This window comes from Rhodobacter sp. Har01, from assembly GCF_020564565.1.
GTDB lineage: Bacteria > Pseudomonadota > Alphaproteobacteria > Rhodobacterales > Rhodobacteraceae > Pseudogemmobacter.
In genome coordinates, this window is sequence record NZ_JAJCTD010000006.1 from 123295 (window position 1) to 148952 (window position 25658).

Sequence of the window (25658 nt, forward strand, 5' to 3'; positions counted from 1 at the left end):
CACAGGCCATCGTCCGACCGCGGGGGGGCGCATCCCAAGGTGCGAGGATGGCGCTTTATGGGGCGGCCGCTCCGAAGGGGTGCACTAAGGGGTGACGGCGCAGAAGCGCCCGCCCCCCGAAGCGTTCCTGCGGGCGGTCGGGCGCTGGCCGGGGCCGCTTCGCGACTGTTAACCCGGCCAGGGTTGGGTGCGAGGGTTTGGTTTGCAGGACAGAGCGGCCGTTGACCCACGCGGTGCCTCTGGTCATTTTCGCCGTATATCAGAACGGCGAGGATGCATGGTGCGGAGAGCACCGTTTCCGGCAACCATGTCTTTCTGACAGGCATGACCGGACGCGGACCTGAAGGAGCCATGCCGGAAAACCTTGACGTTCAGTTCCGACAGGCAAGCTGATCCAAGCGAAGGCAACGGGTGCTGGCCTGTCCCTTCGCCCCCATGGCGGCGACCATAGTCGTCGCCACAGTGCCACGGTGCCGCCGGACCAGCCGGGGGCCCATGCCCCCGGCCAGCGCCCGACCCGCCCCTGGCGGGCGCTTCTCGCCCGCCGGGTCGGGCGATGGCCTTTGGGGTGCCTGGTGGGGGCGGTCTTGCGGGGGCGTGGCGCGTCGGGCGGGGAAACGCGGTGCGTTTCCTGGTCCGCCCGGAGGGGGCGTCGGGACGGCGGAAATGGAGTGCGGGCCTGGCCCGCCTACTTCCCCGGCGGGAACATGCGGTACCACAGCGCGTCGGGGAGGAATTGGCCGCCTCGGAACAGCCAGGAGAACAGGGTGGGGAAGCTGCGTTTGAAGCCTCCGCGCGCCATGTGGTCGAACATGATCTGGGCTGCGGCTTCGGGTTCCAGGATGAAGGGCATCTGGAAATCGTTCTGCGCGGTCAGGCGGGTGCGGATGAAGCCGGGGTTGGCCTGCTGCACGGTGATGCCGGTGTTCCGCAAGTCGGCGTAAAGCGATTCGGCCAGGACCATGGTGGCGGCCTTGGAGGCGGCGTAGCCGATGGCGCCGGGCAGGCCCCGGAAGCCTGACAAAGAGCCGGTGATGACGATGTGGCCGGCGTTGCGGGCGACCATCTGCGGCAGCACGGCGCCGACGACGCGGGTGCAGCCGGTGGCGTTGACGTTCAGCATCGCCTCGGCCTTGTCGGCGTCCCAGTCCTGCGCGCGCATCGGCCAGTAGACGCCGGCCAGGAATACAAGGCCGTCGACTTCGCCGACCTGAGCGGCGGCGGACCGGACGCTGGCGGTGTCGGCGACGTCCATCGGCACGGTCTGCGCCCCGCCGGGGATGCTGGCGGCGGCCTTCGCCAGGCCCTCGGGTGAGCGGGCCGAGAGGATGAGCTGCGCCCCGGCCTGCCCCATGCGCTGGGCCAGCGCGAGGCCCAGGCCTTCGGAGGCGCCGACCAGCCAGTAGCGTTTGCCGGCGAAATCCCTCATTCCGCGGCCATGCGGGCGGCGGCGGATTCCGGCGCGGGGCGGATGGTGGCGACCAGTTCGGCGACCTTGACGCCGAACTTGCGGAATTCCGAGCGGTTCATCAGCGTGCCGTTGTCCAGCAGATACATCCAGTCGGTGACCGACAGAACGTGCCCGCCGGCCTGCGGTTCCAGCTTGATGCGGTAGCGCATGACCAGCGCCGAACCGCTTGCGCGGCCGGTGGCGGTGCCGACGATATCGGGCGCGGTGCCGGTGATGGCGCCGTCCGGCCCCAGGGTCAGCGACCAGGCGCGGGACTGGCGGGCGCCGCTGTCATAGATGAAATCCTCGGTCAGGGTGCCGGTTGGGCCGGTCCAGGTGCCCCGGGCGCTGGCGACGAAGCGCGACACGACGCGGCCGGTGGGGCCGTAGAGCAGCCCCTCCATGGCAAGCGGGCCGGAGAGGTGGGTGGCGGGGTCAAGCGCGGGGCCGGTGGCATAGTCTTCGGGGCGTTGCGCGGTGAAGCCGGCGAAGCGGGTGCGGGCGTAGGCGAGGGCCAGGACGACAAGTGCGCCGAGGGCGAAGGCAAGGAGGGTGGGCACGGGTCAGGTCTCCATGTCGGGAGTGCGGGCAAGGAGTGCCAGCGCGGTCAGTTTCAATACGCAGGGAAGGGCGGCGTAGATCAGTGTGAGGGCGAGAAGGGCGCTGTCGGGGTTGGTCGGGCCGGGGGTGAAGCCGGCGGCTTGCAGCGCCGGCAGCAGGGTTGCGGCGGCAAGGGCGAGCGAAAGCTTGGAGACGAAGGACCACAGGCCGAAGGCGGCGGCCTCGGTGCCGGTGCCAAGCTGGCCCAGGCGGCGGGCGAAAAGCGCGGGCAGGAGCGTGAGGTCGGCGCCGAGGGCCGCGCCGGAGGCGGCGCAGATCGCGGCGAAGGCGAGGGTGTCGCCGGCGGTGAGGGTGGCGGCCCAGAGGAAGGCGGCGATGGCAAGGATCATGCCGGCCATCAGGGCGGGCTTGGCGCCGAAGCGGGCGGCGGCGCGGGTCCACAGCGGCGCGGCGGCGGCGGCGGAGAGGAAGAACAGCAAGAGCAGCGGGCCTTCGGCGCCGGGGGCCTGAAGGCGGCTTTCGACGAAGAACAGGAAGGTGGTCGAGGTGACGGCCACGGGTGCTGCGTTCAGCAGCGCGATCAAGAGCAGGCGGCGGGCGAGCGGGTCGGCAAGCGCCGGGCGGAACAGGTCTATGGGCGAGGTGCGGGGTCCGCTGCGGGCGGTGGTGGACCATTCGCGGTGCATGGCGATGGTGGCGATGAGGGCGACGGCCGCGAAGACGGCGGCGAAGGCGGTGAAGGGGGCGTCGGTCAGGCGGGCCAGCGCCACCGGGGCGGTGGCGGCCAGGCAGACGCCGATCAGGCCCCCGGCCTCTCGCCAGCCGGCGAGGCGGATGTGGCCTTGCGGGCCAAGGGTGGCGGCCTTGGACACTCCATCCGCGTAGAAGGTGATGGTGAGGAAGGAGAAGGCCGAGAACAGCGCGGTCAGGGTGAGGGCGAACCACAACAGCGGGGCGGTGGGCGGGGGCATGGCGAAAAGCCCCCACATCGCGGCGGCCATCAGGGCGGTGGCGGCGGCGATGGTGGTGCGGCGGTGGGGCCGCGTCGTCTCGGCAAGCCAGCCGAGCAGCGGGTCTTGCACCACGTCGATCAGGCGCAGCGCGGCGAGGGTGGCGCCAAGGGCGGCAAGCGGCACGCCGTAGCTGTCGACATAGAACTTGGGCGCATGGATGTAGATCGGCAGGCCGGCCATGGCGATGAGGGCCGCAAACAGCGACCAGGCCGGCAGGCGATGGGCCATCAGCGGCTGACGTCCTTGGCCGGCGGCGCTGCACGGGGGCGGAAGGTCACACCCTTGAGCCAGAGCTTCAGCGCCTGCCAGTGGATCAGCGCCAGCACCCGGCGCGAGCCGAACGGGCGGCGCAGGCAGGCGCGCAGGATGCCGGTGTTGGTCAGCGGCGCGCGGGGGCCGATCAGGTTGGTGAAGAGGCCCCCGGTCGGCGAGGTGTAGTCGATCCAGACGCCGATCCGGTCGGGGTTGATGTCGAAGCGAAAGTCGTAGCGGCCCTCGACGGGCTGGAAGGGCGAGACATGAAAAAGCTTTTCAGCCGTCAGGGTATCGGTGCGGGTGATGGGCCGGCCATCGGGATGGGTGCAGAGGTAGGAGTGACGCTCGCCGTAGGTGTTGGACACTTCGGCGATGACCGAGACAAGGTCTCCGGCCGCGTTGTGGCAGAGCCAGAAGGACACCGGGTTGAAGACGTGGCCCAGCACGCGGGGCTGGCCGAGGAGCAGGATCCGCTCGGATCCGGGGGCGCCCTGGGCCGCAAGAACCTCGCGCACCCAGGCGGTGCCGCGACCTTGGCCGGGGGCGCCGCCATAGTCGGCGTCATGCAGCGCGACCAGGTTGGCGCGGTTGCGGGAAAACAGCGCCGGGCCGGTGGCGCTGTCGGGGTCGAGCAGAAGGTAGTCGACGCCGTAGCGGAAGGCGTTCTTCACCGCGCCCTTGCGGCCGTGGAAGGTTTCGCCGCGGATGTGTTCGACGGCATCTGTCATGCGCAGACGCCGGGGGTGTCAAAGCCCGTTCCGGCGCGAGTGTCGCGCCGGGAATTCGCAGGAGTTCCTGCGACGGTGGGGCCTTGGCGCGAAGGTTGGGCGTTGGTCATGCGGCGGCCTCAAGCGGCGTGCGGCTTTGCAGACCTTCTACCACATCATGCGCCGAAGCGATGCCGTCTTCGTGGAAGCCGTTCTTCATCCAGGCGCCGCAGAACCAGGTGTTCCCGGTGCCGTTCATCGCGCGGATCTGGTCCTGCGCGGCCAGGGTCCCCAGATCATAGACCGGGTGGCGGAAGGTGGTGACATCGTGGATCCGGTCGGCGCGGATGGCCTGGGTGGCGTTCAGCGTGACGAACAGCGGGTCGTCCGGCGGAATGGGTTGCAGCGCGTTCATCCAGTAGGTCAGGTCGATGCGGTTGCCGGCACCGCCCTTGGGTTCGACATAGTTCCACGATGACCAGGTCTTGCGGCGTTGCGGCATCAGGCGGGTGTCGGCGTGCAGGACGGCCTCATTCGGCTGATAGCGGACGGCGCCCAGCGCGCTGCGTTCATCGGGCGTGGGGTCCGACAGCAGGCGCAGGGACACATCGGAATGGGTGGCAAAGACGATGTCATCGAACACCTCCCAGGTGCCGCCCTGGGCGCGGACCTGCACCGTGCCATTGTCGCGCCGGACGGCGGCGATCGGGGCGGACAGGCGGATGTCGACGCCCTGGCGCGCCATCAGGGCCTGCAGGCGGCTGACGTACTGCACGGAGCCGCCGCGAACGGTGTACCACTGGTGCTGCCCGTTGGGCGACAGCAGCGCGTGGTTCTTGAAGAACTGCACCAACGCCTTGGCCGGGAAATCGAGGATGCCCATGGTGGGCGTCGACCAGATCGCGCCCGAGAAGGGGGTGATGTACCAGTCGCGGAAGGCCGCACCGGTGCCCAGTTCGTCCAGCAACTCGCGGATGGTCATGCGGCCGTCTTGCGCCACGGTCTCGGCGTGCTTGTTGAAGCGCAGGATGTCGGTGATCATGCCCAGAAACCGCGGTGACAGGGCGTTGCGGCGCTGGGCGAAGATGGTGTTCAGGTCGGCCAGGCCGTATTCGACGCGGCCGCCGTCGATCGAGGCGGCAAAGGACATGCTGCTGGGGGCGACGGGCACGTCAAGCTTTTCGAACAGCTTCACGAGGTGGGGATAGTTCACCCGGTTGTAGACGATGAAGCCGGTGTCGACCGGCTGATCGCCGCGCTTGCCCGCGATCAGGGTGCGGGCGTGGCCGCCAAGGCGGCTTTCGGATTCGAACAGCACGACCGAGTTGCCTTCGGCCAGCAGGTGGGCGGCGGACATGCCCGAAATGCCCCCCCCGACTACGGCGATGCGGCGAGGGGGGTTAACAGAAGTCTCGAATGGCATGAAGCGTTCCCGTGGATGACCGTCTTTTGCAGTGCATACGGCGGGCGGGTGCGTTCGGATCAGGTGAAACCGCAAGAAATTCCACAGGATGGAAATTCGCGCCGCAAGGTGATCCGGTCCGCGGGCAGCGGCGTAGAAGCGGCATGATGTTCGACGCTTGTCCTGACGACAAAACGGATGCATCCCTGTCGACGCCCCCCTATGGTGCGCCGCAAACGGGGATTTGGCAGCGGGATGGCCGGGTGAAGGCGGACGGGTCGGATATTCAGGACTGGGCGGCGCTGGTGGCCGCCGTGCGCGACCGTCAGGACCGCGCGGCCTTTGCCGCGCTGTTTCGGCACTTTGCCCCGCGGGTGAAGGGTTTCCTGATGAAGTCGGGCGCGGATGCGGCGCTGGCCGAGGAATGTGCGCAGGATGCCATGGCCACGGTCTGGCAGAAGGCGCATCTCTTCGACCCCGCCCGGGCAAGCGTGTCGACCTGGGTCTTCACCATTGCCCGGAACCGCCGGATCGACGTGCTGCGCCGGACGCGCCGCCCCGAGCCGGAAGAGCTGCCCTGGGGACCGGAGCCTGAACCTGATCAGGCCACGGTGCTGGAGGTGCGGCAAGAGACCGAGCGGCTGGGCCAGGCTTTGGCGCGGCTGCCCGACAAGCAGCGCGCGCTGATCGAGCGGGCGTATTGGGGCGAGGTCTCGCACAGCGAGATCGCCGCCGAGACGGGATTGCCCCTGGGCACCATAAAAAGCCGGATCCGGCTGGCGCTGGACCGGCTGCGGCAAGAGTTGAAGTGAGAAGGCACATGACCATTCGTCACCACCTGTCGGAAGAATTGCTGATGGCCTATGCGGCGGGCGAATTGCCCGAGGCCTTTGCGCTGGTCGTCGCCACGCATGTGTCGCTGTGCGACGAGTGCCGGGCGCAGGCCGAGGCCTATGAGGCGCTGGGCGGCGCGGTGGTCGAGGAGATCGCCGCCGAGATGGACGATGCGGCGCTGGAGGCTTGTCTGGCACGGCTGGACGGGATGCCGCAAATGGCCCCCGCCCGGCCGGCGCCGCGGCGGCGCGGGGTGCTGCCGGGGCCTTTGGCCGATTATGTGGGCGGCGGGGTCGAGGCGGTGAAGTGGCGGCCGGTGGGCAAGGGCGTGCGGCAGGCGATCCTGCCGACCGACCGCGGTGCGACGGCGCGGCTGTTGTACATTCCCGCCGGCGTGGCGGTGCCGGACCACGGCCACCGGGGCCTTGAGATGACGCTGGTGCTGCAGGGCGCCTTTGCCGACGAGACGGGCCGGTTCGGGCCGGGCGACGTGGAGATCGCCGATGGCGATCTGGAGCATGTGCCGGTGGCCGAGGCCGGGCAGGACTGCATCTGCCTTGCGGCCACGGACGCGCCGTTGCGGTTCAAGGGCATCGTGCCGCGGATGGCGCAGCCGTTCATGCGCATCTGACGGGCCGGGGCACGGAATTCGAAGTCGAATTCCGTCCACGATTTCCGAATTCGGAAATCGGTTCCCCGGGGTGGTCTTGTCTCTGCGCCTGTGATCGGAGAAAATCCGCGCCATGGCGACAGATGACACTCTTTCCACGACCGGCCGCGCCGATGCCCTGAGGGCGGCGACGGATGACACCCACAAGGCGCTGGACGCCTGGGTGATGGCGGCGAACCCGTTTGCCAGCCATGAGCGCTATGGCCGCTATCTGCTGATGCAATACGAGATTCATCGCGATGTGGCTGGGCCCTATGCCGACCCGGCGCTGAACGGGCTGATCCCCGGCCTGGCCCGGATGGCCCGGCTTGAGGCGGTGGCGGCGGACCTGACCGATCTGGGGCTGGCGTGCCCCGGGGGGCAGGCGGAGGCGGAGGGTGCGGCGCTGCCCGAGGCCCTGGGGTGGCTTTACGTGGTCGAAGGGTCGAACCTGGGCGGGGCCTTCCTCTTGAAGGCCGCAAAGAGCCTGGGCTTGGGCGAGACCCACGGCGCGCGGCACATGGTCGATCCCGACGAGGGGCCGGCGGCGGTGTGGCGGGCGTTCAAGGCCGGGCTTGAGGCGCCGGTGCTGACGGCAGCCGAGGAAGCCCGGGTGATCGCCGGGGCCGAGGCGGCCTTTGCCCGGGCACATGCGCTGGCGCGGGCCTGGCTGGGCTAAAGGCCGAAGAGACGGGTCGCCACCACCGGGGCGCGGCCGTGGATCCGCGCCGGCCCGGTGGTCAGCAACAGATCGTCCGCGCCGAGGTCTGTGCCGTTCACCGAGACCGGCGCCAGCGCATAAAGTGCCAGCAGGCCCCCCGCCGCCAGAATGCTGCCGTCGCGCGCAATGGCCACTTCGGGCGCGGGCAGGTGGGCGGCGGTCATCACGTTGAAATCCTCGGAGTCGTGCCCGCCGGTGCCGGTGGCCGCAACCGCCACGTCGCCGGGAAAGGCCACCGGCTCCAGCGGCGCACAGTCGAGGTCGACGCCCGGCCCGACCAGCCGGAAGCCGCGGCCGGTGAGCACGGTCAGGTTGCGGCGCAGGCCGGGGAACAGCGAGAACGGCCCGTCCTCGGTGACGGTGGCGCGGGACAGCCGCGCCAGCAGGATGCCGTCGCGTTCGGCCCGGAACATCTCGACCGTGGTGCCGCGGCCGTTCTTCCACGGCTGCACGCGGTAGTCGGCGGGGGTCAGATGTCTCATTCCGCGGCCTGGGGTCCGATCACCCGGACCGGCTCGGACGGCTCGGCCACTTGCGCCAGTTCCTCGAAATCGAAGTTGTCCAGCCGGCGGGCGCGCTTGCTGGCCTTGTCGGACGAGGTGCGGATGTCCTCGATGTCCTTTGCGGCCTGCGAGAAGTGGCGGTCCAGGCTGCCGACCCGGTCGGACAGGCGTTCCACGTCGGCGTAAAGCAGGCCCAGTTCGCGGCGGATGGCGCCGGCCTGTTCGCGCATCCGGGCATCTTTCAGGATCGCGCGCATGGTGTTCAGCGTGGCCATGCAGGTGGTGGGCGAGACGATCCAGACCTTCAGCGCGAAGCCTTCGCGGACGATTTCCGGGAAGTTGGCGTGCAACTCGGCATAGACCGCCTCGGAGGGCAGGAACATCAGCGCCCCGTCGGCGGTTTCGCCGTCCAGGATGTAGCGGTCCGCGATGGCGCGCAGGTGGGCGCGGACGGCAATGCGCAGTTGAGTGGCGGCTTCCTGTTGCTGGCGCGGGGTCTGGGCGCGGCGCAGCGCCTCGTAGGATTCCAGCGGGAACTTGGCATCGACGACAATGGGGCCGGGCGGATTGGGCAGGTGGATCAGGCAGTCGGCGCGGCGGCCGTTCGACAGCGTCGCCTGCATGGTAAAGGCGTCTTTCGGCAGGGCCTTCTGCACGATGTCGTTGAGCTGGATCTCGCCAAAGGCGCCGCGGGTCTGCTTGTTCGACAGGATGTCCTGCAGCGACAACACGTTGCCCGAGAGCTTTTCGATGTTGGCCTGGGCCTTGTCGATGGTTTCCAGCCGCTGCTGCAACTCGCCCAAGCTGCGGGCGGTGCGGGTCGAGGTGCCGTGCAGGGCCTCGGTCATCTGGCGCTGCACGTCGGACAGGCGCTGTTCGACGAGGTGGATCATCGAGGTCTGGCTGGTGGCCTGCGCCTCGGAGACATGGTGCAGCCCGCCGGCCAGGCGTTCCTGCGCCTCGCCCATGTGCTGGACCTTTTGGGAAAGCCAGACCACTTCGCGCAAGAGCGGGTCGGCGTTGGCCGAGGCGCGCATCGCGGCGCGCAGGATCAGGCCGAGGAAGACCAGCAGGACAAGGGCGATGGCGCCGAGGAGCAGGACCTCGGGCGCGTTCCAGGCGTAGCTCTGGCCAAACAGTGTGATCATCGGCGGCCGAACAGTCGTTCGATGTCGGAAAGCTTGAGTTCGACATAGGTCGGCCGGCCGTGGTTGCACTGCCCCGAGCCGGGCGTCGTCTCCATCTCGCGCAGAAGGGCGTTCATCTCCTCGGGGCGCATCTGGCGGCCCGAGCGGATCGAGCCGTGGCAGGCCATGCGCGACAGCACCGCGTCGATCCGGGCGCGGGTCAGGCCTGAGGTGCCGGCGTCGGACAACTCGTCCAGAATGTCGCGCAAGAGGGCGGCGCCGTTGACCGGGCCAAGGATGGCCGGGGTTTCGGTCAGCGCGACGGCGCTGCCGCCGAAGGGTTCCACGATCAGGCCGGCCTCGGCAAGGGTCGGGGCGGCGGCCAGGATCAGGGCGGCGTCGGCGGGGGAAAGGGTGACGATCTCGGGGATCAGCAGGGGCTGCCGGGCGATGCCGGTGGCGGCAAGTTGCGCCTTGAGGCGTTCGTAAGTCAGGCGTTCGTGGGCGGCATGCTGGTCAACGATGACCATGCCATCGGCGGTCTGCGCGACGATCCAGTTTTCATGCAGTTGCGCCCGGGCGGCGCCGAGGGGGTGCGTGTCGGGCGGCACCGGTGCCTCGGCGATGCGGGCCTGGGGGGCTTCGGCAAAGCCTTGCGGCGGCGCCTGAAGGGCGAAGGCCTGGGCCAGGGTGGACTGGCGCGGGGTCTCGGGGCGGAAGGCGGCCAGGGTTGCGGCGGCGACGGTGGTCGAGGCGCGGTGGCCGGCGCCGGCAAGGGCGGTGCGCAGGGCGGTGATGATGAGGCTGCGCGCGGCATCGGGTTCGCGGAAGCGCACCTCGGCCTTGGCGGGGTGGACGTTCACGTCGATGCGCTGCGGGTCTGCCACCAGGTTCAGCACGGCGGCGGGGTGGCGGTCGCGCGGCAGGAAATCGTAATAGGCGGCGCGCAGCGCACCCAGCAGCAGCCGGTCGGTGACCGGGCGGCCGTTGACGAAGAGGTATTGCTGCGCCGAGGAGCCGCGCGAATAGGTGGGAAGGGCGGCGTAGCCTAGCAGCGTCAGGCCGTCGCGACTGGTGTCGATGGCCAGCGCGTTGGCGGTGAAGTCCTGGCCCAGCAGCCGGGTCAGGCGGCGGTGCAGCGCGTCGAACAGGTCGCCGGGTTCGGGGTCGAGGCGGAGGATGACGCGCGGGCCATCGGGGCCGACCTCGGTCAGGGTGACGCCGACGGTGGGTTCGGCCATGGCAAGGCGCTTGACCACCTCGTGAATCGCCTGGGCCTCGGCCCGGTCCGAGCGCAGGAATTTCAGCCGCGCCGGGGTGGCGTGGAACAGGTCGCGCAGGTCGACCACGGTGCCGCGGGTCAGGGCGGCGGGCTTCGTGGCGGAGAGCCGGCTGCCGTCGCAGGTGATCTGGGCGGCGTCATGGCCGGCGGCGCGGGAGGTGAGGGTGAGGCGACCGACCGCGCCCAAGGAGGGCAGCGCCTCGCCGCGAAAGCCGAAGGAGCGGATGTCCAGCAGGTCGGAGCCGTCGATCTTCGAGGTGGCGTGGCGCGACAGGGCCAAGGGCAGGTCGGCGGCGGTCATGCCGCAGCCATCGTCGGTGACGCGGATCAGGGTCTTGCCGCCATCGGTGTAGTCGATGGCGATGCGGCTGGCGCCGGCGTCCAGCGCGTTCTCGACCAGTTCCTTCACGGCCGAGGCCGGGCGCTCCACGACCTCGCCGGCCGCGATGCGGTTGATCGCGGCTTCGTCCAGTTGCCGGATGACCGGGCGGCCCGAAGCGCCCGCTATCTTGGGGGTGTGAAGCGTCATCCTGCAATATCTAGCAGGTGCCCCCGAGTCGGGAAAGGGCGCTGCGGGGTCGGCGGGGCCGATTTCCGAATTCGGAAATCGTGCACGGAATTCGTCTTCGAATTCCGTTTCCCGGTCGGTCAGGGCGTGCCGGGCAGGCCTTCGGGCTGGCCCACCACCACGAAATGCAGCGCCTGCGGCTGGAACAGGCGCGACGCGACGCGCTTGACCTCGTCCATCGTCACCGCCTCGACCTTGGCGTTGCGGGTGTTGACGTAGTCCAGCGGCAGGGCGTCCAGCTGCATGCCGACCAGGATGTTGGCGATGGGGCCGTTGCCGGAAAACCGCAGCGGGTAGCTGCCGGTGAGATAGGTCTTGGTCTCGGCCAGTTCCTGTTCGGTGACGCCTTCGGTGGCGATCCGCGCCCATTCGGCGCGCACCACCTCAATCGCCTGAGCGACCTTGTCGTTCGAGGCGGAGAACTGGCCCAGGACCATTTCGCCGAGGTCCATCGGCACCAGATAGGTACCGATGCCATAGGTGAGGCCGCGTTTCTCGCGCACTTCGCGCATCAGCCGGGCTGAGAAGCGGCCGCCGCCGATGACTTCGTTCAGGATGAAGGCCGCAAAGAAATCGGGGTCGTCGCGGCGGATGCCGCGGTGACCGAAGAACACCACCGACTGCGGCGAGGGGAAGTCCTGCACCGTCAGGCCGGGGGGCAGGGTCCAGGGCGCGGGCGGCGGCAGCGGCGCGCCGGTTTCGGGCAGGCCGCCGAGAAGGATGTCGAGCAGCGTCGCCAGGTCGGCGGCGGTGATGTCGCCGGCGGCGCCGATCATCACGCGGTCGCGCGCGAGGGTCGCCTTGTGGGCGGCGAAGATGTCGTCACGGGTCAGGGCCGCGACCGAGTCGATGGTGCCCTTGCCGGGCGTGGCATAGGGGTGGTCGCCGAAGGCCAGCGTGTCGAACAGGCGGGGTGCGATCGCCTCGGGGTCCTTCTCGTCGGATCGCAGGCCGGAGAGCACCTGTTCGCGCACCCGGTCGACCGCGTCCTGGTCGAAGCGCGGCGCGGTCAGCGCCTGGCGCAGCAGGTCGACGGCAGCGTCGCGGTTTTCGGTCAGCATCCGGGCCGAGACCGACAGCGTGTCGGCGCCGGAATCGAACAGGAAGCTGGCGGCCAGCGCGTCGCGCGCCTCGGCAAAGGCGCGGCTGTCCATGTCGCCGGTGCCTTCCTCGATCAGCCCGGTCATCAGGTAGATCGCGCCGCGCTTGCCCGGCGCATCCAGCGAGGTGCCGCCGCGGAATTGCAGTTCCAGCGAGACGAAGGGCAGGCCGTGGTCTTCCACCAGCCAGGCGGTCAGGCCGCCGGGGGTCTTGACCTCCTGGATTTCGACCTCGGCGCGGGCGGGCAGGGCCAGCGCCAGCGCCAACCCAAGGGCGGCCAGAACGGGGCGCAGCATCATTCCAGAATCTCCTGGGCCGGGGGCATCGGCAGGCCGCGGTCGGTCGCGGCTTCGGTGGCGCCATCGCCTTCGGGGGCCCGAAGCCAGCCGGTCACGGCGTTGTCGCGGTTCAGCACGCGGGCGGCGACCGCCTTGACGTCGTCGAGGGTGACCGTCATCAGCACCTCGTCATAGCTCTGGATGTCTTCGATCGACAGGCCGATGGCCAGTTCCTCGCCATACATGTTGGCCAGGCCCTGCGCATTGTCCTTGCCGTAGATTTCGGCGGCAAGGATCTGGGTGCGGATGCGGTCGAAGGCTGCCGGATCGGGGCCTTCTTCCAGGAACCGCGCCAGCGTCTCGTCCAGCGCGGTTTCGGCGATGGCCAGGCTGATGCCGGGAGCGGGCACGATGTAGATGCCGAAGCTGGTGTCGTCGATCGAGGTGCCGTCGTAGAAGGCCGAGGTATAGACCGCGATCTGGCGGTCGAATTGCAGCGCCCGGGCCAGCACCGAGGTCTGCCCGTCGCCGCCCAAGAGTTCGGCCAGGATCGACAGCGCGGCGGCATCCTTCTGGGCGCCGGCGTCGCGCTCGGGGGCAAGGTAGCTGCGGTAGATGTAGGGGTCGGACACCCGCTCGTCGCTGAGCACGAGGCGGCGTTCGGCCCGATGGGGCGGTTCCTGCGGGCGCAGGCGCGGGGCCAGCCCTTCCGAAGGCGGGATCGGGCCATAGTGTTTCTCGGCCAACGCCTTCACAGCGTCGGGCGTCACATCGCCGGCGATCACCAGGAAGGCGTTGTTGGGCGCGTAGAAGCGGCGGTAGTAGTCCAGCGCGTCCTCGCGGTTCAGCGCCTCGATCTCATGCCGCCAGCCGATGATCGGAATGCCGTAGGGTCCGTTCAGATACTGCGCCGCGCGCATCTGTTCGCCCAAGAGCGCGCCGGGGTCGCTGTCGGTGCGCTGGGCGCGTTCCTCAAGGATCACCTGCCGTTCGGTCGCCACGTCGTCCTCGGTCAGACGCAGGTTGCGCATCCGGTCGGCTTCCATTTCCATCACCATGTCCAGCCGGTCGGCGGCGATGCGCTGGAAATAGGCGGTGTAGTCCCAGGAGGTGAAGGCGTTGTCGTCGCCGCCTTGCGCCTCGACCAGCGCCGAAAAGGCGTTGGGGGGGATCTTCTCGGTGCCCTTGAACATCAGGTGTTCCAGGAAATGCGCGATGCCGGACTTGCCGGGCGGTTCGTCGGCCGCGCCGACCTTGTACCAGATCATCTGCACCGCCACCGGGGCGCGGTGATCCTCGATCACCACCACTTCAAGGCCGTTGTCGAGCGTGAAGGTCGAAACGGTTTCGGCAAGCGCCGGGCGCAACGGCAGAACAGCGGCAAGGCAGACAAGGAGAAGGCGGCGCAGGGGCATGGGGAACTCCGGCTGGTCCGGGACGCAGGGTGGAGGCCGGGGCCGGGCCGGTCAAGCGCCACACCCTGTGCTGGCGAGGATGTGACCGCTACTCTTCGCCGGGCTTGCGGGGCGGGGCCGAGGGCGTGCGCGCCCCGAGCTTGCGCCAGCGGGCCAGTTCGGCCTGCTGGTCCAGCGCCATGTCGCGGTAGGCCTTGTAATAGACGTTGACGTTCAGCAGCCGTTCCAGGATGCGGCCGTTGTTGTCGCGGCGCCATTGCAGGTCTTCGCCGGCCAGGGTCTGGCGGATCGAGGCATCAAGGCCGAAGCGGCTGGCATGGGCGAAGAGCGAGCTGTCGGCCGAAGGAATGCCGCCGGCGCTGCCGGGCTTGCCGCCAAGGGCGATGACCGCGTCGTCCAGCGGGCGCGGATCGCTGCGGTTCGACCCGCCGGGCGTGGGCTCGGGCAGGTCTGCCAGGGTTTCGGGCATTTCCAAGGGCTTGGGCGGCACGATGGCGAATTCGTCGGGCCCTTCGGTCGAGCGAATGTTCATCAGCTCGGGCGGACCCTTGCCGTCGCAGCCGGCGAGCGCCAGCGTCGCCATCGTCGCGATGACGCCGAGCCGACCCGTCCTTGCCCGCATCCCCGGCCTCCAAACCTTCGTCTTGCCGCCCGTCTTAACGCAAAGGATTAGCCCCGTCACGGGGTCTTTCGGCCGGGTTTCCCGCGTCTTGGCGGATTTCCCTCTGTCGACCGGCCGGCAAACAGCGCCAGACCCAGTGCGCCGGCGAAGATGGCGATGTCGGCGATGTTGAAGGCATAGGGGTTTTCGATGCCGCAGCAGGACATGTTCAGGAAGTCGGCCACCGCGCCATAGGCCAGACGGTCGACCACATTGCCCAGCGCGCCGCCGATCAGCAGGCCGGCGGAGATTTGCGTCAGCCGGGTGGGTGCGGCCTTGCGGACCCAGAGCCAGACCCAGGCCGAAATGGCCAGAGCGACGCCGATCAGCAGCCAGCGCGCAAGGTCGGTGTTGCCGGAGAACAGGCCGAAGTTGATGCCCCGGTTCCAGGCCATGCGGAACACCAGGAAGGGGGGCCAGACGTCGATCTCGCCCCGGTTTTCCAGGTTCAGGCCCTTGACCACGGCCAGCTTGGTGGCCTGGTCAAGGCCGAAGGTCAGCAGAGCGGAAAGCGTGGCCAGCCGCATGGCGTCAGTGCCGGAAATGGCGCTGGCCGGTGAAGACCATGGCCAGGCCCTGCGAATCGGCGGCGTCGATCACCGCCTGGTCGTTCATGCTGCCGCCGGGCTGGATCAGCGCCGTCGCGCCCGCTTCGGCCGCGGTCAAGAGGCCGTCGGGGAAGGGGAAGAAGGCGTCGGAGGCGACCACGCTGCCTTTCGTCGGGCTTTCGGCCAGGCCCAGGGCGGCGGCCATGTCCTCGGCCTTGCGGGCGGCGATGCGGGTGCTGTCCACCCGGCTCATCTGGCCCGCGCCGACGCCGACGGTGGCGCCGTCCTTGACGTAGACGATGGCGTTGGACTTGACGTGCTTGGCGACCTTCCAGGCGAAAAGGAGGTCGGCCAGCTCGGCGGGGGTGGGGGCGCGCTTGGTGACGACGCGCAGGTCGGCCTCGGTGATGGTGTCGACGTCGGCGTCCTGCACCAGGAAGCCGCCCGAGACCTGGCGGAAGGCAAGGCCGCCCTTGCCGGCATCGGGCAGGGCTTCGGTGGTCAGCAGACGCAGGTTTTTCTTGGCGGCGAAGATGGCCCTGGCCTCGTCGGAGGCGCCGGGGGCGATGACGACTTCGGTGAAAATCTTCACGATCTCTTCCGCCGTGGCGGCGTCAAGCGGCTGGTTCAGCGCCACGATGCCGCCGAAGGCCGAGGTCTGGTCGCAGGCCCAGGCGCGCAGGTAGGCGTCGCGCAGGGTGGCGGCCTTGCCCACGCCGCAGGGGTTGGCGTGCTTGATGATGGCGCAGGCGGGGCCGGCCCCCGCGAATTCCGCCACCAGCTCGAAGGCGGCGTCGGTGTCGTTGATGTTGTTGTAGGACAGCTCCTTGCCCTGCCACTGCTTCGCGGTGGCGACGCCGGGACGGTTGCTGCCATCGGTGTAGAAGGCGGCGGACTGGTGCGGGTTCTCGCCATAGCGCAGGGTCTGGGCAAGTTTCCCGGCGAAGCTGCGGTAGCGCGGGGCGGTCTCGTCCAGCGCGGCGGCCAGCCAGGTGGACACGGCGGTGTCATAGGCGGCGGTGCGGGCGTAGGCCGTCAGCGCCAGCTTCTGCCGGAAGGCAAGGCTGGTGCCCTTGTGCGCGGCGAGTTCGTCGATGAGCAGCGCATAGTCGGCCGGGTCGGTGACCACGGCGACAAAGGCGTGGTTCTTGGCGGCGGCGCGAATCATCGCCGGGCCGCCGATGTCGATGTTCTCGATGCAGGTTTCATGGTCGGCGCCTTTGGCGACGGTGGCCTCGAAGGGGTAGAGGTTCACCACCAGCAGGTCGATCGGGCCGATGCCGTGTTCGGCCATGGCCGCCAGATGGGCGGGGTTGTCGCGCAGCGCCAGCAGGCCGCCGTGGACCGATGGGTGCAGGGTCTTGACGCGGCCGTCCATCATCTCGGGGAAGCCGGTCACGTCGGAGACGTCCGTCACCGGCAGCCCGGCTTCGCGCAGCATGCCGCTGGTGCCGCCGGTGGACAGCAGGTCCACCCCCTGCGCGTGCAGGGCACGGGCCAGGTCCAGGAGTCCGGTCTTGTCGGAAACCGAGATCAGGGCACGGGTGATGCGGACGGGGTCAGCGGGCATGAGGCCTCCGGGGCTTAGATCGGGGCCGGGTCTTCCCGGCCAAGGTCGCGGATGCCGGTGGGAGTATCCTGTGCCTTCGCCAAGGTCCAGCCGATGCGGGATTCATGTTGTCGCGCCTTGGCGGACAGCACCACCTGCCAGGCCGGCCGGGGCCGCAGCCGCCCGGTTTCCAGATACACCGAGGGCTCCAGCGCCAGCGCCGCCTTGCCATCGTGGCGGAACACCCAGATCTCGCCCGAGCGCAACTGCATGGACACCGCGGTGCCGCCCATGTCCAGCGTGGCATCGACATCGGGGTGCAGGTGGAAGCGGATGGTGAAGGCGACGCCTTCCAGTTTGGACCGGGTCAGCATCTGCTCGAACCGGGCGATGCCTTCGGGGGTGGTGGCGGCCAGCGTGTCGACGCCGGACAGCCGCCGGCCGTTGGCGGAAAGCGCCAGGCTGCGGCCGCAGGTCAGGCCGTGGGTCGAGGACCAGCCGTCGTGGGCGACATAGACCTCGGCGCCGTCCTGCGCCCAGGTCGACAGGGCGGTGACGCGGGCGCTGTCGCCCAGGCCGCCGGGTTGCCGGCTGTGGCCGAAGCGCGACGAGGAATAGCCGGCGACGGCCAGCGCCGAATGCGACTGCGTGGCCCGCCCCGCCAGCCGCCAGTCGGGGCCGAACGACAGGCCCGAGCCGCAGGACACGATCATCGGCCGGCGGCCCGAGGTCAGCTCGATGGCGCCGGTCGAGGCATGCGCGGTGACGCTGGCCGCACCTGCGGGCGGGGCCGCGGCGTCGAGGATCACGCTGGTGCGTCCGCCGGACAGCCGCACGAAGCCCATGGCCTGGGCCAGGTGGCCGGCGGGTTTCAGCATGGCCGAGGCGGCAAGGGCCTGGTCCAGCCGCCCCTCGACCCCCTTGCCGCCGCCATGGAACCGCGCCAGCCCGCCATCGGCATGGCGCAGGGTGCGCAGGCAAGGCGCGATTCGGTCGATGGCCTCGCTCAGTTGCGGCGGGATCTCGCGGTCGGCCTCGGCCAGGGCGCGGACAGCCCAGGTGAGAAGGGTCAGCACCTCGAGCAGTTCCTCGGGGTTGCGCGAGGGGATGCCGCCGTCGGCGCCGATCTCGGCCGCGCAATCGTGCGTCAGGGCGGCGGTGGCGGGGACGACGTGCCGCTCCATCCCGATCAGCGCCAGGCTGGCGCAGAGAAGGCCGGTCAGCGCCTCGAACCGCGGCAGGCCGGGGCGGGCGGCCGGGGCGCGGCGGGCGAGAAAGGCGGTCTGCCGCGCCAGGCTGCCCAGCAGCGCATCGGCGGCTTGCTTGTCCTGGCCGTGCAGAAGGAAGATCGCATGGTGCAGCAGCCGGATCACCCGGCGCCCGGTCAGGTCGGGTGACCAGCCGGGACCGGCGCGCGCACCGAACCGGTCGATCCAGCCCAGCGTCCAGCCCTGGGCAATCTTGCGCGCCTCGGCGGTGCCCACCGCGACCAGGTCATCCAGCCAGGCGAAGCCGTGCGCTTCGGCGGCGAAGGCGGGGTCGGGGGTGTCGATGTCCCACAGCAGCTGCCCCGGCGCCTCGGCCAGGTGACCGGCCAGAAGGATGTTGCCGGCAACCAGCTGCTTGCCGCGGGCGTAAAGCCCCATCGACCGCGGCTCGGGCTGCGAGACGAAGCCGGTCGCGCCAGAGGTCCGCCCCGCCCGCCAGACGGCGACGCGGTCGGCCAGCCCGGCCCGGACCTCTGCTGTGCCTTCCCTGCCCATGCGCGACGATGCCCGCCTTGTTCCGCCCGGGTTTCCCCCGGATCGCCAAGCGAACCATAAGCCCAAGCCGGGGCGGAGTCACCCCGCCCCGCGCCGGGTTCAGGCCAGATGGTCAACCCGTTCCAGATACTGCGCCAGCCGGCGGGTCTGGTCCAGCCAGCGGGTGACAAGCCTCGGATCATGCGGGGCCGAATGCACGCCAGCGGGGATTTCGCGGTTGAGCACCGCCTCGACCGCCATCGACACCGGGACCGAGACCAGCCGGCCCATGGCGCTGCCGCGGGCATCGCCCCAGGCGTCCATCGCCCAGGTCTCGTGGAACACCGGGCGGCCGTCGCGTTCGGCTTTCAGCGAGACGAACAGCACCACGCGGTCAGGCTCGCCGGGGGCATAGCTGTTTTCCTTGAGGAGTTCGGCCGCCAGCGCGTTCAGTTGCGCGTCGACCTCGGCCGCGGGGGCACCTTCCAGGGATTCGACGGTGCGGAAGATGCCATCCCAGGCCTGCGCCCAGCCCTTGAGGCGGATGGTGCCGCGGACGAAGTCGCTGACCTTCCACGCGGCGTCAAAGCGGTAGTCCTGCAGGAAGGGATAGCTGTCGCGGTTCGGATAGACCTCGAACGCCTCGGGCTGCGGCAGCGGGGCGATATAGTCCGAGATCGCGTCCCAGGGCCGCGACACGCGCAGTTCGGTGAAATGCTTGAGGCTGCGCGAGGGCGAGCGCAGCGCCTTGAGCACGCCGGCCGGGGCCCAGGAGAACTTGTAGCGGAAGGGGTTGGGAATCCTGGGGATGCCGCCGCAATAGGAGGTGAACGAGATCACGTTGTCGGCGTGGTAGACCCGGCTGGCGCGGTAGCGGGCCACCAGATCATGCGCCATCAGGTGGTCAAGGCCGGGGTCGAGGCCGATCTCGTTCTGGCTGACCAGGCCACGCTCGCGGAAGGCCTCGTCCAGCGCGCGCATCTCGGGCGCGATATAGCTGGACGAGACGAAATGCGCGCCTTTCCCGAGGCAGGCCTTGGCGATCGGGACGTGCTGGTCGGCGGGCAGCATCGAGATGGCCACGTCGCCGGGCTGCAGGGCCTTGGTCAGGGCGTCCAGCGCGTAGGCGCGGATGTCGGTGGCGATATCACCCACCGCGTCCTGCGCATTGGCGATGGTGCGGTTCCACACCACGACCGGGTAGCCGGCGTCGATCAGGCGGCGAAGGCCGGGGCCGGAGGACAGTCCGGTGCCGCACCAGTGGAGGGTCATGTCTGTGGTCCTTTCGGGCGGGGGCGAATTTTCGACGAAAATTCGGGGTCCTTTGGTCAGAGGGTGGCGCTGTGGCGGGCGAATTCGGCGTGGGCCCGGCCCCAGACGCCCGCGGCAAGGTCGGTCAGCGTCAAGAGCGAGGGCAGCAGTTGGGCGGCATAATCCTGCGACGATTCGACCGGCATCAGCGAGGGCAGGTTGTCGATGGCGGTCACGTCCAGCGGCGGCGTGCCGTGGACGCGCAGGGCGGGGGCGTCCCATTCGGTCGCACGGTCATAGATCTTGATCGGCGAGAAGTCCGAGGTCGGGTCGCAGGCGATGTCGCCGATGACGGTCAGCTTGCGGGCCGGGTCGGTTGTCGCGCTGGCGGGCACGAAGACCGGGCAGCCGGGGCGGGCGAGGATGCAGTTGAGGAAGATCTCATGCTGCAGAACCTGGGGAAACGGGCCGCCGTGCGCGGTTTCGGCGATGTCCCAGCGGGTGACCTCAACCCCCATGGCGGTGCAAAGGTCGGCGGCGCCGGTGCCGACGCGGCCCAGCGCGCCGATGATCAGGGCACGGGGGCGCGCGAGGCCCTTCAGGTCCTCTTCCAGCGCGGCGATCAGGGCGGCGCGCGAGGGCACCTTGGCGACCGGGCCGCAGAGGGCCTGGCGCTGTTGGGCGGCCCAGCACTTCAGGCTGACGGCGGCGCCGGCGAAACCGGCCCAGTAGCCGAAGGCGGCGACGCGGCGGCCGGTCTCGTCCACCAGGTATTCCAGGTCATAGAGCGTGCCGCCGCCGGCCATGAAACGGCGCAGCAGCTGCTGCCCTGCCGGCTGGCCCTTGTAGGCATGGCCGAACATGATGTGGCGGTGCGGCAGGGGCGTGCCGTCCTCGGGCAGTTCCTTGAGGCCGAAGATGATGGCGTCGCGCGGGGCGTCGGGCCAGCTGTTTTCCGGCACGATCTCGGCCCCGGCGGCACGGTAGCCGTCGATCGGGATGGCGCGGACCGAGGAGTGTTCCACCGACACGCGGATGCCGGCGGCGATCAGCGCGGCCAAGCCTTCGGGCAGCAGGCCCACCCGTTCCTCGTTCGGGCGCTGCTCGGCCCGGACCCAGAGATGCGTCATGTGTCTCCTTTTCCGCGCGGCGGTAGCGGCCGTCGCATGCCCCGCGTGCTTAATGCGCGTCGCGGGCTTCGTCCACCGCGTCCGGCGAAGGACTGTGTGCTGCAGCCGGATTTGCGTTTTGTTAACCGCTGCCGTGTCAGGCTTGCCGGAACCGGCCGCCCTGGCCGGGTTGGATTTCGCGCCATGGGGGTTTCATGCTGGTCGGTCTGCTGCTGATCTCGATCCTGTCCGGCCTGACCGCCGCCGCCGCCGCGCTGGTCGCCGGGACCACCTTGCCGATGGCCCTTGCCTGCTACGTTCTGGGCGGCGCTTTCGGTGCGGGCCTTCTGATCCTGCACGCCTGCAGCGGCGTGACCGACCAGACCTGACCGACCTGACCGACCAGACCAGACCGGCGCGGAGAGTGCCGCGGGCGGATTATAGCCGATCGCGAAACGATTCCTGAAGATCGGCGGGAACCAGCGCAAAACCCGGACGGAGATCGGCGAACCTTTGCGGGGCGAATCGGTCTGCCGCTAAAAAGTGTCGAGAAATCAACAACTCGCCCGCTGGTTGTGCCGCGACGGACCCGGGCCGCGAGAAGGCCGGAAAAACTGCTCCGTTCACGTTCAATTGCGGCCGAAATGTGGTGCCATGCAGGACTATTTCATGGCCAAGACCCCAGCATTGGGAGTATTCTTGACCTGTAGACGGTGTGTGACGTGTACGGTTCATGGGACGGGACGTTTTGGGCTTTCAGAGCCAGTTTGATGAGATTTTTGCCGGACGGAATTGTGCTGTCTGGCCAACACTGTTGGTAGGTAATTGACAATGGGCATCAGCTTTCACGACTTGAACCGAACCGCGGCGACCAGTGTCGTGGTGACCAAACCCGCAGCTTCCGTTCGCCCTGAGACGACCGCGCTTGGCCGCGGGCTGTATCGTCGCATCGGCAAGCGGGCGCTGGACGTTGCGCTGATTCTTGCCGCTGCGCCGGTGATCGTGCCGGTGGTCGGCGCCTTGGCGCTGGGCGTGGCGCTGGATGGGGGCCGTCCGTTCTATGTTCAGTCCCGCGTCGGGCTGAACGGCAAGACCTTCCGGATGTGGAAGCTGCGCAGCATGGTGCCTGACGCCGATGCACGGATGGAGGCGCATCTGGCTTCGGATCCCGAAGCGCGGGCCGAGTGGGATCGGACGCAGAAGCTGCGCCAGGACCCGCGGGTGACCCGGTTCGGCCAGTTCCTGCGCCGGTCCAGCCTGGATGAGCTGCCGCAGTTGTGGAACGTGCTGAAGGGCGACATGAGCCTGGTCGGACCGCGGCCGATGATGCCCTGCCAGCGCCAGATGTACCCCGGCACCGCCTATTATGCGCTGCGTCCGGGCGTCACCGGCTTCTGGCAGATTTCCGACCGCCACCGCACCAGCTTTGCCGCGCGGGCCGAGTTCGATGCCGCCTACGAGGCCAGTCTGTCTGCGCGCACCGACGTCGATGTGCTGGTTCGGACGTTCTCGGTGGTGCTGCGCGGCACCGGCTGCTGACCCAGCCGACCCATCGTCCTGCCAAGGCCGCGCCTTCGGGCGCGGCCTTGTGCGTGCTGCAATGCCGCGTTGCGGGTGCAGCGACGAATTCGCGCGACAAGGGTAAATCATTCGCTAACAGTTCACCTATTGCCCGGGCGCACAGCCGAGGGGCCCTGGAGGAGGGCGGAGGATGAACAAGGTGATCGCCACGATCTGCGTCATCAGCTGGTCGGGCTTCTGGGCGTTCGGGTTTCTTGCACTGTCCGCCGGGGTGGGCAGCAGCAGCCAGCTGGTCATCGCGCTTGTGCTGGCAGCGGCGGGCCTGTTCACCGGGGTCTTCACCTATCTGAAGATCGCCCGCTCGACCGATCCGCAGCGCTGGCGCCATGTCCGCCAGGTCGATCCCACCTGACACCCGCTAGCGGCCCTTGGCGCCCAGCCGTTCGGCGGCGTCGATCAGGGCGGCCAGCATCGGTGTCTGCGGCTCGCGCCGCGGCGCGATCAGGCCGACCAGGTGCTCGGCTTCGGGCTCGACCAGGGGGATGACGCACAACTGCCCGCCCGCCGCAAACAGCTCGGCCAGGCGCTTGGGGACCACGCTGGCCCAGGCGCCGGTCATCACATGGGCGACCAGCGCGATGGTCGAGTTCGATTCGATCGACGGCGCCGCGCGCACGCCGGCCTCGGCCAGGTGCTGGTTGACGATGCGGCGGTTCTGCATGTCGCCTGTCAGGAGGCACAGCGGCGCGTCCGCCGCCTCGGCCCAGGTCACCCGGTCGCGGGCGGCCAGCGGGCTGCCGGGGGCGCAGAGAAAGCGGTAGAATTCCGCGTAGAGCGGCACCTTGGCGACGCGGCCGAGGGGTTCGTTGTCGAGGTAGGTGATCCCGGCATCAAGGTCGAGGCTGTCAAGGCCGGCCAGGATTTCGGCGCTGGTGCGCGACAGGATCTGGATGCGCACGCCGGGGTGGCGGGCAAGGAAGGGGCGGGTCAGGTCGGCGACCATGGGCAGCGCGGTGGGGATGACGCCCAGCCGCAGGCTGCCGGTCAGGCCGGCCCTGAGGCTGCGCATCTCGTCTTTCAGCGCGCGGGTGTCGCCGACGATGCGAAGCGCGCGGTCCAGCACGCGCTGGCCTTCGGGGGTGAGGCCCTGGAAGCTGCGGCCGCGGAAGACAAGCTGCACGCCAAGCTGGTCTTCCAGCTGGCGGAGGGCCGAGGACAGCGACGGCTGGGTTACCCCGCAGGCCTGCGCGGCGCGGCCGAAGTGGCGTTCGCGGGCCAGCGCAATGAACATTTCCAGCTTGTCGATCATGTCGGCAGCCTGCCCCGGTGTTGCGCCCGGGGCAAGGGTCCGGGCCGACGCCGCGCCCACCCGCCCACCCCGCGGCGCCGGCCCGGCCCCTTGCCCTGCGGGGGCCTTCGCCTTACCTCTGCCGCATGCGCCACCTCATCCCCTTCTTTCCCAAGCCGGCCTTCGTGCCCGTCCTTCGCCTGCAAGGCACCATCGGCGCCGGCGGGCGGGCGTTGAACGACGCCGCCCTGGCGCCGATGATCGAGCGCGCCTTCAGCCGCGGCAAACCTGCCGCGGTGGCGCTGGTGATCAACTCGCCCGGCGGGTCGGCGGCGCAATCCAGCCTGATCGCGGCGCGCATCCGGCGGCTGGCGGATGAGAAGAAGGTGCCGGTGCATGCCTTCGTCGAGGACATCGCGGCCTCGGGCGGCTACTGGCTGGCCTGCGCGGCGGACGACATCTGGGTCGATGCCAGTTCCATCGTCGGCTCGATCGGGGTGATCTTCGCCGGCTTCGGCTTTCAGGACCTGATGAAGCGGCAGGGTGTCGAGCGGCGCATCCAGACCGCCGGCAAGTCGAAGAGTTTTGCCGACCCGTTCAAGCCGCAGACGGCCGAGGACGTGGCCCGCATCCGGGCGCTGCTGACGCCGCTGCACGACAACTTCATCGGCCATGTGAAGGCCCGTCGCGGGGGGAAGCTGGACGCAAAGGCCGACCTGTTCAACGCCGACATCTGGGTGGGCGAGGCCGCGGCCAAGCTGGGGCTGGTCGACGGCGTGGCGCATCTGAAGCCCAAGCTGATGCAGCTTTACGGCGACAAGGTGCGGTTGGTGCCCTATGCGCAGCGGCGCAGCCTGGCGCAACGGCTGGGGCTGGCGGCGGCCGACACGGCGCTGGCGGCGGTGGAAGACCGCGCGATCTGGTCCGGCTACGGGTTGTGACATGCTGGTGAAGATCATCCTTCTGTTCCTGCTGGCGATGGTCCTGATCGGCATGGTCGGCAAGCTGCTGTTCCCCGACCGGATGCCGCGGCTGGCCCGCAAGAAGACCTGCCCCCGCTGCGGCCGCCCGCAGATCGGCCGCAAGCCCTGCGACTGCGGGGGCAAGGCATGACCGCCCTGGTCACCGGGGCCGGGCGGCGGCTGGGCCGGGCGATGGCCTTGTATCTGGCGGGCCGGGGACATGACGTGGCGGTTCACCACGCCACCTCGGCCGATGAGGCGGAAGCGGTGGCCGACGAGATTCGCGCCCTCGGCCGCAAGGCGGTGACGCTGGAGGCCGACCTGCTGGTCGAGGCGCAGGTGCAGGCGCTGGTGCCGCGGGCGGCGGCGGCGCTGGGGCCGCTGAAGGTGCTGGTCAACAACGCCTCGATCTTCGAATACGACCGGATCGACACGGCGACTCGGGAAAGCTGGGACCGTCACATCGAATCGAACCTGCGCGCGCCCTATGTTCTGATCCAGCACTTTGCCGGGCAATGCCCGCCGGCGATTCCGGACGCAGCCGGAGAGCCGCTGGCGCAGGGCCTGGTGGTCAACATGATCGACCAGCGGGTGTGGAAGCCGACGCCCGAGTTTTCGACCTATACCATCGCCAAGATGGGGCTCTGGGCGCTGACGCGCACGGCGGCGCAGGGTCTGGCGCCGCATGTGCGGGTCAATGCCATCGGCCCCGGGCCGACGTTGCGGGGCGGGCGGCAAAGCGCGGACCACTTTGCCCGGCAGCGCGCGGCGACCATCCTCAACCGCGGAGCGAATGAGGCGGACATCACCGCAGCCTTGGGTTTTCTGCTGGACGCGCCCGCCGTCACGGGGCAGATGATCGCCGTCGATGGAGGCCAGCATCTGGCCTGGAAATCGCCCGACGTGCTGGGAGTCGAGTGACCCCGGCCGGAGTTGTCCACTTCGAACATGCATTTCACGGGTCTGTTACAAAAAGCCTTGCGAACTCAACGATTTGCCGGATGGTCAATAATCTTTCCTGCAAATTCAATGGCTTGCGGATTTGCCTCTTTTTTGTGCAGACCGCCTGCCCGGGCCGAATACAAGGAGAATTCCGCGCTCGCGCGATTTTCTCCGCCGAGTTATCCACAGAAACCGTGGACAGCTTTCCTCTTGCGCCGG

At 69.4% G+C, this 25658-nt stretch carries 26 protein-coding genes; 9 read left to right on the top strand and 17 right to left on the bottom strand.

Annotation, left to right across the window (positions count from 1 at the left end; translation table 11 throughout):
* Nucleotides 1-688: 688 nt before the first annotated feature.
* From LHP98_RS15180 to LHP98_RS15200, 5 genes are all read right to left on the bottom strand, one after another.
* Nucleotides 689-1429, bottom strand: a complete 741-nt coding sequence (locus LHP98_RS15180) for an SDR family NAD(P)-dependent oxidoreductase (protein WP_227253390.1) — start codon at nucleotides 1427-1429, stop codon at nucleotides 689-691.
* Nucleotides 1426-2010: a DUF3833 domain-containing protein gene (locus LHP98_RS15185; protein WP_227253391.1), complete on the bottom strand. Its 585-nt coding sequence runs from the start codon at nucleotides 2008-2010 to the stop codon at nucleotides 1426-1428. Before LHP98_RS15185 ends, LHP98_RS15180 begins: the two co-directional genes overlap by 4 nt.
* A 3-nt stretch (nucleotides 2011-2013) precedes the next feature.
* Nucleotides 2014-3252, bottom strand: a complete 1239-nt coding sequence (locus tag LHP98_RS15190; protein WP_227253392.1) for an MFS transporter — start codon at nucleotides 3250-3252, stop codon at nucleotides 2014-2016.
* Nucleotides 3252-4007 (bottom strand): DUF1365 domain-containing protein, encoded by a 756-nt coding sequence (locus LHP98_RS15195; protein WP_227253393.1) that lies wholly within the window; start codon nucleotides 4005-4007, stop codon nucleotides 3252-3254. Before LHP98_RS15195 ends, LHP98_RS15190 begins: the two co-directional genes overlap by 1 nt.
* A 106-nt stretch (nucleotides 4008-4113) precedes the next feature.
* A complete protein-coding gene (locus LHP98_RS15200) occupies nucleotides 4114-5409 on the bottom strand; it encodes an NAD(P)/FAD-dependent oxidoreductase (RefSeq protein WP_227253394.1) in 1296 nt (431 codons plus the stop codon).
* Between the two features lie 242 nt (nucleotides 5410-5651).
* Here LHP98_RS15200 and LHP98_RS15205 point away from each other — a divergent pair, with 242 nt between their 5' ends.
* From LHP98_RS15205 to LHP98_RS15215, 3 genes are all read left to right on the top strand, one after another.
* Nucleotides 5652-6200, top strand: a complete 549-nt coding sequence (locus LHP98_RS15205) for a sigma-70 family RNA polymerase sigma factor (RefSeq protein WP_227253395.1) — start codon at nucleotides 5652-5654, stop codon at nucleotides 6198-6200.
* An 8-nt stretch (nucleotides 6201-6208) separates the two neighbouring features.
* Nucleotides 6209-6853: a ChrR family anti-sigma-E factor gene (locus LHP98_RS15210; RefSeq protein ID WP_227253396.1), complete on the top strand. Its 645-nt coding sequence runs from the start codon at nucleotides 6209-6211 to the stop codon at nucleotides 6851-6853.
* A 112-nt stretch (nucleotides 6854-6965) separates the two neighbouring features.
* Nucleotides 6966-7550, top strand: a complete 585-nt coding sequence (locus tag LHP98_RS15215; RefSeq protein WP_227253397.1) for a biliverdin-producing heme oxygenase — start codon at nucleotides 6966-6968, stop codon at nucleotides 7548-7550.
* Here the strand turns inward: LHP98_RS15215 and LHP98_RS15220 are convergent.
* The 11 genes from LHP98_RS15220 to LHP98_RS15270 form a co-directional block, all read right to left on the bottom strand.
* On the bottom strand, nucleotides 7547-8074 hold the full coding sequence (locus LHP98_RS15220) for a HutD family protein (RefSeq protein WP_227253398.1): 528 nt from the start codon (nucleotides 8072-8074) through the stop codon (nucleotides 7547-7549). The genes LHP98_RS15215 and LHP98_RS15220 overlap by 4 nt on opposite strands.
* On the bottom strand, nucleotides 8071-9243 hold the full coding sequence (locus LHP98_RS15225; RefSeq protein ID WP_227253399.1) for a DNA recombination protein RmuC: 1173 nt from the start codon (nucleotides 9241-9243) through the stop codon (nucleotides 8071-8073). Before LHP98_RS15225 ends, LHP98_RS15220 begins: the two co-directional genes overlap by 4 nt.
* Nucleotides 9240-11033, bottom strand: coding sequence for a DNA mismatch repair endonuclease MutL (gene mutL, locus LHP98_RS15230; RefSeq protein ID WP_227253400.1), 1794 nt, complete (start codon nucleotides 11031-11033; stop codon nucleotides 9240-9242). The genes LHP98_RS15225 and mutL overlap by 4 nt, the downstream gene beginning before the upstream one ends.
* Before the next feature lie 119 nt (nucleotides 11034-11152).
* Nucleotides 11153-12472, bottom strand: a complete 1320-nt coding sequence (locus LHP98_RS15235; RefSeq protein ID WP_227253401.1) for a M16 family metallopeptidase — start codon at nucleotides 12470-12472, stop codon at nucleotides 11153-11155.
* Complete coding sequence (locus LHP98_RS15240; RefSeq protein ID WP_227253402.1) at nucleotides 12469-13866, bottom strand: M16 family metallopeptidase; 1398 nt, start codon at nucleotides 13864-13866, stop codon at nucleotides 12469-12471. Before LHP98_RS15240 ends, LHP98_RS15235 begins: the two co-directional genes overlap by 4 nt.
* An 88-nt stretch (nucleotides 13867-13954) precedes the next feature.
* Nucleotides 13955-14488 carry a DUF3035 domain-containing protein gene (locus tag LHP98_RS15245; RefSeq protein WP_227253403.1) on the bottom strand — a complete coding sequence of 178 codons (534 nt, stop codon included), beginning with the start codon at nucleotides 14486-14488 and terminating at the stop codon, nucleotides 13955-13957.
* A gap of 56 nt (nucleotides 14489-14544) precedes the next feature.
* Complete coding sequence (lspA, locus tag LHP98_RS15250; RefSeq protein WP_227253404.1) at nucleotides 14545-15054, bottom strand: signal peptidase II; 510 nt, start codon at nucleotides 15052-15054, stop codon at nucleotides 14545-14547.
* Nucleotides 15055-15058: 4 nt separating this feature from the next.
* A complete protein-coding gene (gene purH, locus LHP98_RS15255) occupies nucleotides 15059-16645 on the bottom strand; it encodes a bifunctional phosphoribosylaminoimidazolecarboxamide formyltransferase/IMP cyclohydrolase (RefSeq protein ID WP_227253405.1) in 1587 nt (528 codons plus the stop codon).
* A 14-nt stretch (nucleotides 16646-16659) separates the two neighbouring features.
* Nucleotides 16660-18387 (bottom strand): heparinase II/III family protein, encoded by a 1728-nt coding sequence (locus tag LHP98_RS15260; protein ID WP_227253406.1) that lies wholly within the window; start codon nucleotides 18385-18387, stop codon nucleotides 16660-16662.
* A gap of 99 nt (nucleotides 18388-18486) precedes the next feature.
* Nucleotides 18487-19638 carry a saccharopine dehydrogenase family protein gene (locus tag LHP98_RS15265; protein ID WP_227253407.1) on the bottom strand — a complete coding sequence of 384 codons (1152 nt, stop codon included), beginning with the start codon at nucleotides 19636-19638 and terminating at the stop codon, nucleotides 18487-18489.
* Between the two features lie 56 nt (nucleotides 19639-19694).
* A complete protein-coding gene (locus tag LHP98_RS15270) occupies nucleotides 19695-20747 on the bottom strand; it encodes a saccharopine dehydrogenase (RefSeq protein ID WP_227253408.1) in 1053 nt (350 codons plus the stop codon).
* A 194-nt stretch (nucleotides 20748-20941) separates the two neighbouring features.
* Between LHP98_RS15270 and LHP98_RS15275 the strand changes: the two genes are divergently transcribed.
* The 3 genes from LHP98_RS15275 (at nucleotide 20942) to LHP98_RS15285 (ending at nucleotide 22659) form a co-directional block, all read left to right on the top strand.
* Entirely contained in the window at nucleotides 20942-21115 is a 174-nt protein-coding gene (locus LHP98_RS15275) for a hypothetical protein (RefSeq protein WP_227253409.1), read from the top strand.
* A 442-nt stretch (nucleotides 21116-21557) separates the two neighbouring features.
* A complete protein-coding gene (locus LHP98_RS15280; protein WP_227253410.1) occupies nucleotides 21558-22265 on the top strand; it encodes a sugar transferase in 708 nt (235 codons plus the stop codon).
* A gap of 172 nt (nucleotides 22266-22437) precedes the next feature.
* On the top strand, nucleotides 22438-22659 hold the full coding sequence (locus LHP98_RS15285) for a hypothetical protein (RefSeq protein WP_227253411.1): 222 nt from the start codon (nucleotides 22438-22440) through the stop codon (nucleotides 22657-22659).
* Between the two features lie 6 nt (nucleotides 22660-22665).
* Here LHP98_RS15285 and LHP98_RS15290 read toward each other — a convergent pair whose 3' ends face one another.
* Nucleotides 22666-23556 carry a LysR family transcriptional regulator gene (locus tag LHP98_RS15290; RefSeq protein WP_227253412.1) on the bottom strand — a complete coding sequence of 297 codons (891 nt, stop codon included), beginning with the start codon at nucleotides 23554-23556 and terminating at the stop codon, nucleotides 22666-22668.
* A 125-nt stretch (nucleotides 23557-23681) separates the two neighbouring features.
* Here LHP98_RS15290 and LHP98_RS15295 point away from each other — a divergent pair, with 125 nt between their 5' ends.
* The 3 genes from LHP98_RS15295 to LHP98_RS15305 are packed head-to-tail and all read left to right on the top strand — an operon-like array spanning nucleotide 23682 to nucleotide 25418.
* Nucleotides 23682-24476, top strand: coding sequence for a S49 family peptidase (locus LHP98_RS15295; protein ID WP_227253413.1), 795 nt, complete (start codon nucleotides 23682-23684; stop codon nucleotides 24474-24476).
* Between the two features lies 1 nt (nucleotide 24477).
* Nucleotides 24478-24648, top strand: a complete 171-nt coding sequence (locus LHP98_RS15300; RefSeq protein WP_227253414.1) for a hypothetical protein — start codon at nucleotides 24478-24480, stop codon at nucleotides 24646-24648.
* Nucleotides 24645-25418, top strand: a complete 774-nt coding sequence (locus tag LHP98_RS15305; RefSeq protein WP_227253415.1) for an SDR family oxidoreductase — start codon at nucleotides 24645-24647, stop codon at nucleotides 25416-25418. The genes LHP98_RS15300 and LHP98_RS15305 overlap by 4 nt, the downstream gene beginning before the upstream one ends.
* The last annotated feature ends 240 nt before the right edge of the window (nucleotides 25419-25658 follow it).

Excerpts from the sequence above, each read along its gene's own strand:
- LHP98_RS15195 (WP_227253393.1), bottom strand. The coding sequence starts at position 4,007 with ATGACAGATGCCGTCGAACACATCCGCGGCGAAACCTTCCACGGCCGC.
- LHP98_RS15245 (WP_227253403.1), bottom strand. The coding sequence starts at position 14,488 with ATGCGGGCAAGGACGGGTCGGCTCGGCGTCATCGCGACGATGGCGACG.
- LHP98_RS15210 (WP_227253396.1), top strand. The coding sequence starts at position 6,209 with ATGACCATTCGTCACCACCTGTCGGAAGAATTGCTGATGGCCTATGCG.
- LHP98_RS15265 (WP_227253407.1), bottom strand. The coding sequence starts at position 19,638 with ATGACCCTCCACTGGTGCGGCACCGGACTGTCCTCCGGCCCCGGCCTT.
- LHP98_RS15220 (WP_227253398.1), bottom strand. The coding sequence starts at position 8,074 with ATGAGACATCTGACCCCCGCCGACTACCGCGTGCAGCCGTGGAAGAAC.
- LHP98_RS15280 (WP_227253410.1), top strand. The coding sequence starts at position 21,558 with ATGGGCATCAGCTTTCACGACTTGAACCGAACCGCGGCGACCAGTGTC.
- LHP98_RS15290 (WP_227253412.1), bottom strand. The coding sequence starts at position 23,556 with ATGATCGACAAGCTGGAAATGTTCATTGCGCTGGCCCGCGAACGCCAC.
- LHP98_RS15270 (WP_227253408.1), bottom strand. The coding sequence starts at position 20,747 with ATGACGCATCTCTGGGTCCGGGCCGAGCAGCGCCCGAACGAGGAACGG.
- LHP98_RS15190 (WP_227253392.1), bottom strand. The coding sequence starts at position 3,252 with ATGGCCCATCGCCTGCCGGCCTGGTCGCTGTTTGCGGCCCTCATCGCC.
- LHP98_RS15285 (WP_227253411.1), top strand. The coding sequence starts at position 22,438 with ATGAACAAGGTGATCGCCACGATCTGCGTCATCAGCTGGTCGGGCTTC.
- purH (WP_227253405.1), bottom strand. The coding sequence starts at position 16,645 with ATGCCCGCTGACCCCGTCCGCATCACCCGTGCCCTGATCTCGGTTTCC.
- LHP98_RS15215 (WP_227253397.1), top strand. The coding sequence starts at position 6,966 with ATGGCGACAGATGACACTCTTTCCACGACCGGCCGCGCCGATGCCCTG.
- LHP98_RS15180 (WP_227253390.1), bottom strand. The coding sequence starts at position 1,429 with ATGAGGGATTTCGCCGGCAAACGCTACTGGCTGGTCGGCGCCTCCGAA.
- LHP98_RS15300 (WP_227253414.1), top strand. The coding sequence starts at position 24,478 with ATGCTGGTGAAGATCATCCTTCTGTTCCTGCTGGCGATGGTCCTGATC.
- LHP98_RS15305 (WP_227253415.1), top strand. The coding sequence starts at position 24,645 with ATGACCGCCCTGGTCACCGGGGCCGGGCGGCGGCTGGGCCGGGCGATG.
- LHP98_RS15295 (WP_227253413.1), top strand. The coding sequence starts at position 23,682 with ATGCGCCACCTCATCCCCTTCTTTCCCAAGCCGGCCTTCGTGCCCGTC.
- lspA (WP_227253404.1), bottom strand. The coding sequence starts at position 15,054 with ATGCGGCTGGCCACGCTTTCCGCTCTGCTGACCTTCGGCCTTGACCAG.
- LHP98_RS15240 (WP_227253402.1), bottom strand. The coding sequence starts at position 13,866 with ATGCCCCTGCGCCGCCTTCTCCTTGTCTGCCTTGCCGCTGTTCTGCCG.
- LHP98_RS15260 (WP_227253406.1), bottom strand. The coding sequence starts at position 18,387 with ATGGGCAGGGAAGGCACAGCAGAGGTCCGGGCCGGGCTGGCCGACCGC.
- LHP98_RS15200 (WP_227253394.1), bottom strand. The coding sequence starts at position 5,409 with ATGCCATTCGAGACTTCTGTTAACCCCCCTCGCCGCATCGCCGTAGTC.
- LHP98_RS15235 (WP_227253401.1), bottom strand. The coding sequence starts at position 12,472 with ATGATGCTGCGCCCCGTTCTGGCCGCCCTTGGGTTGGCGCTGGCGCTG.
- LHP98_RS15275 (WP_227253409.1), top strand. The coding sequence starts at position 20,942 with ATGCTGGTCGGTCTGCTGCTGATCTCGATCCTGTCCGGCCTGACCGCC.
- LHP98_RS15225 (WP_227253399.1), bottom strand. The coding sequence starts at position 9,243 with ATGATCACACTGTTTGGCCAGAGCTACGCCTGGAACGCGCCCGAGGTC.
- mutL (WP_227253400.1), bottom strand. The coding sequence starts at position 11,033 with ATGACGCTTCACACCCCCAAGATAGCGGGCGCTTCGGGCCGCCCGGTC.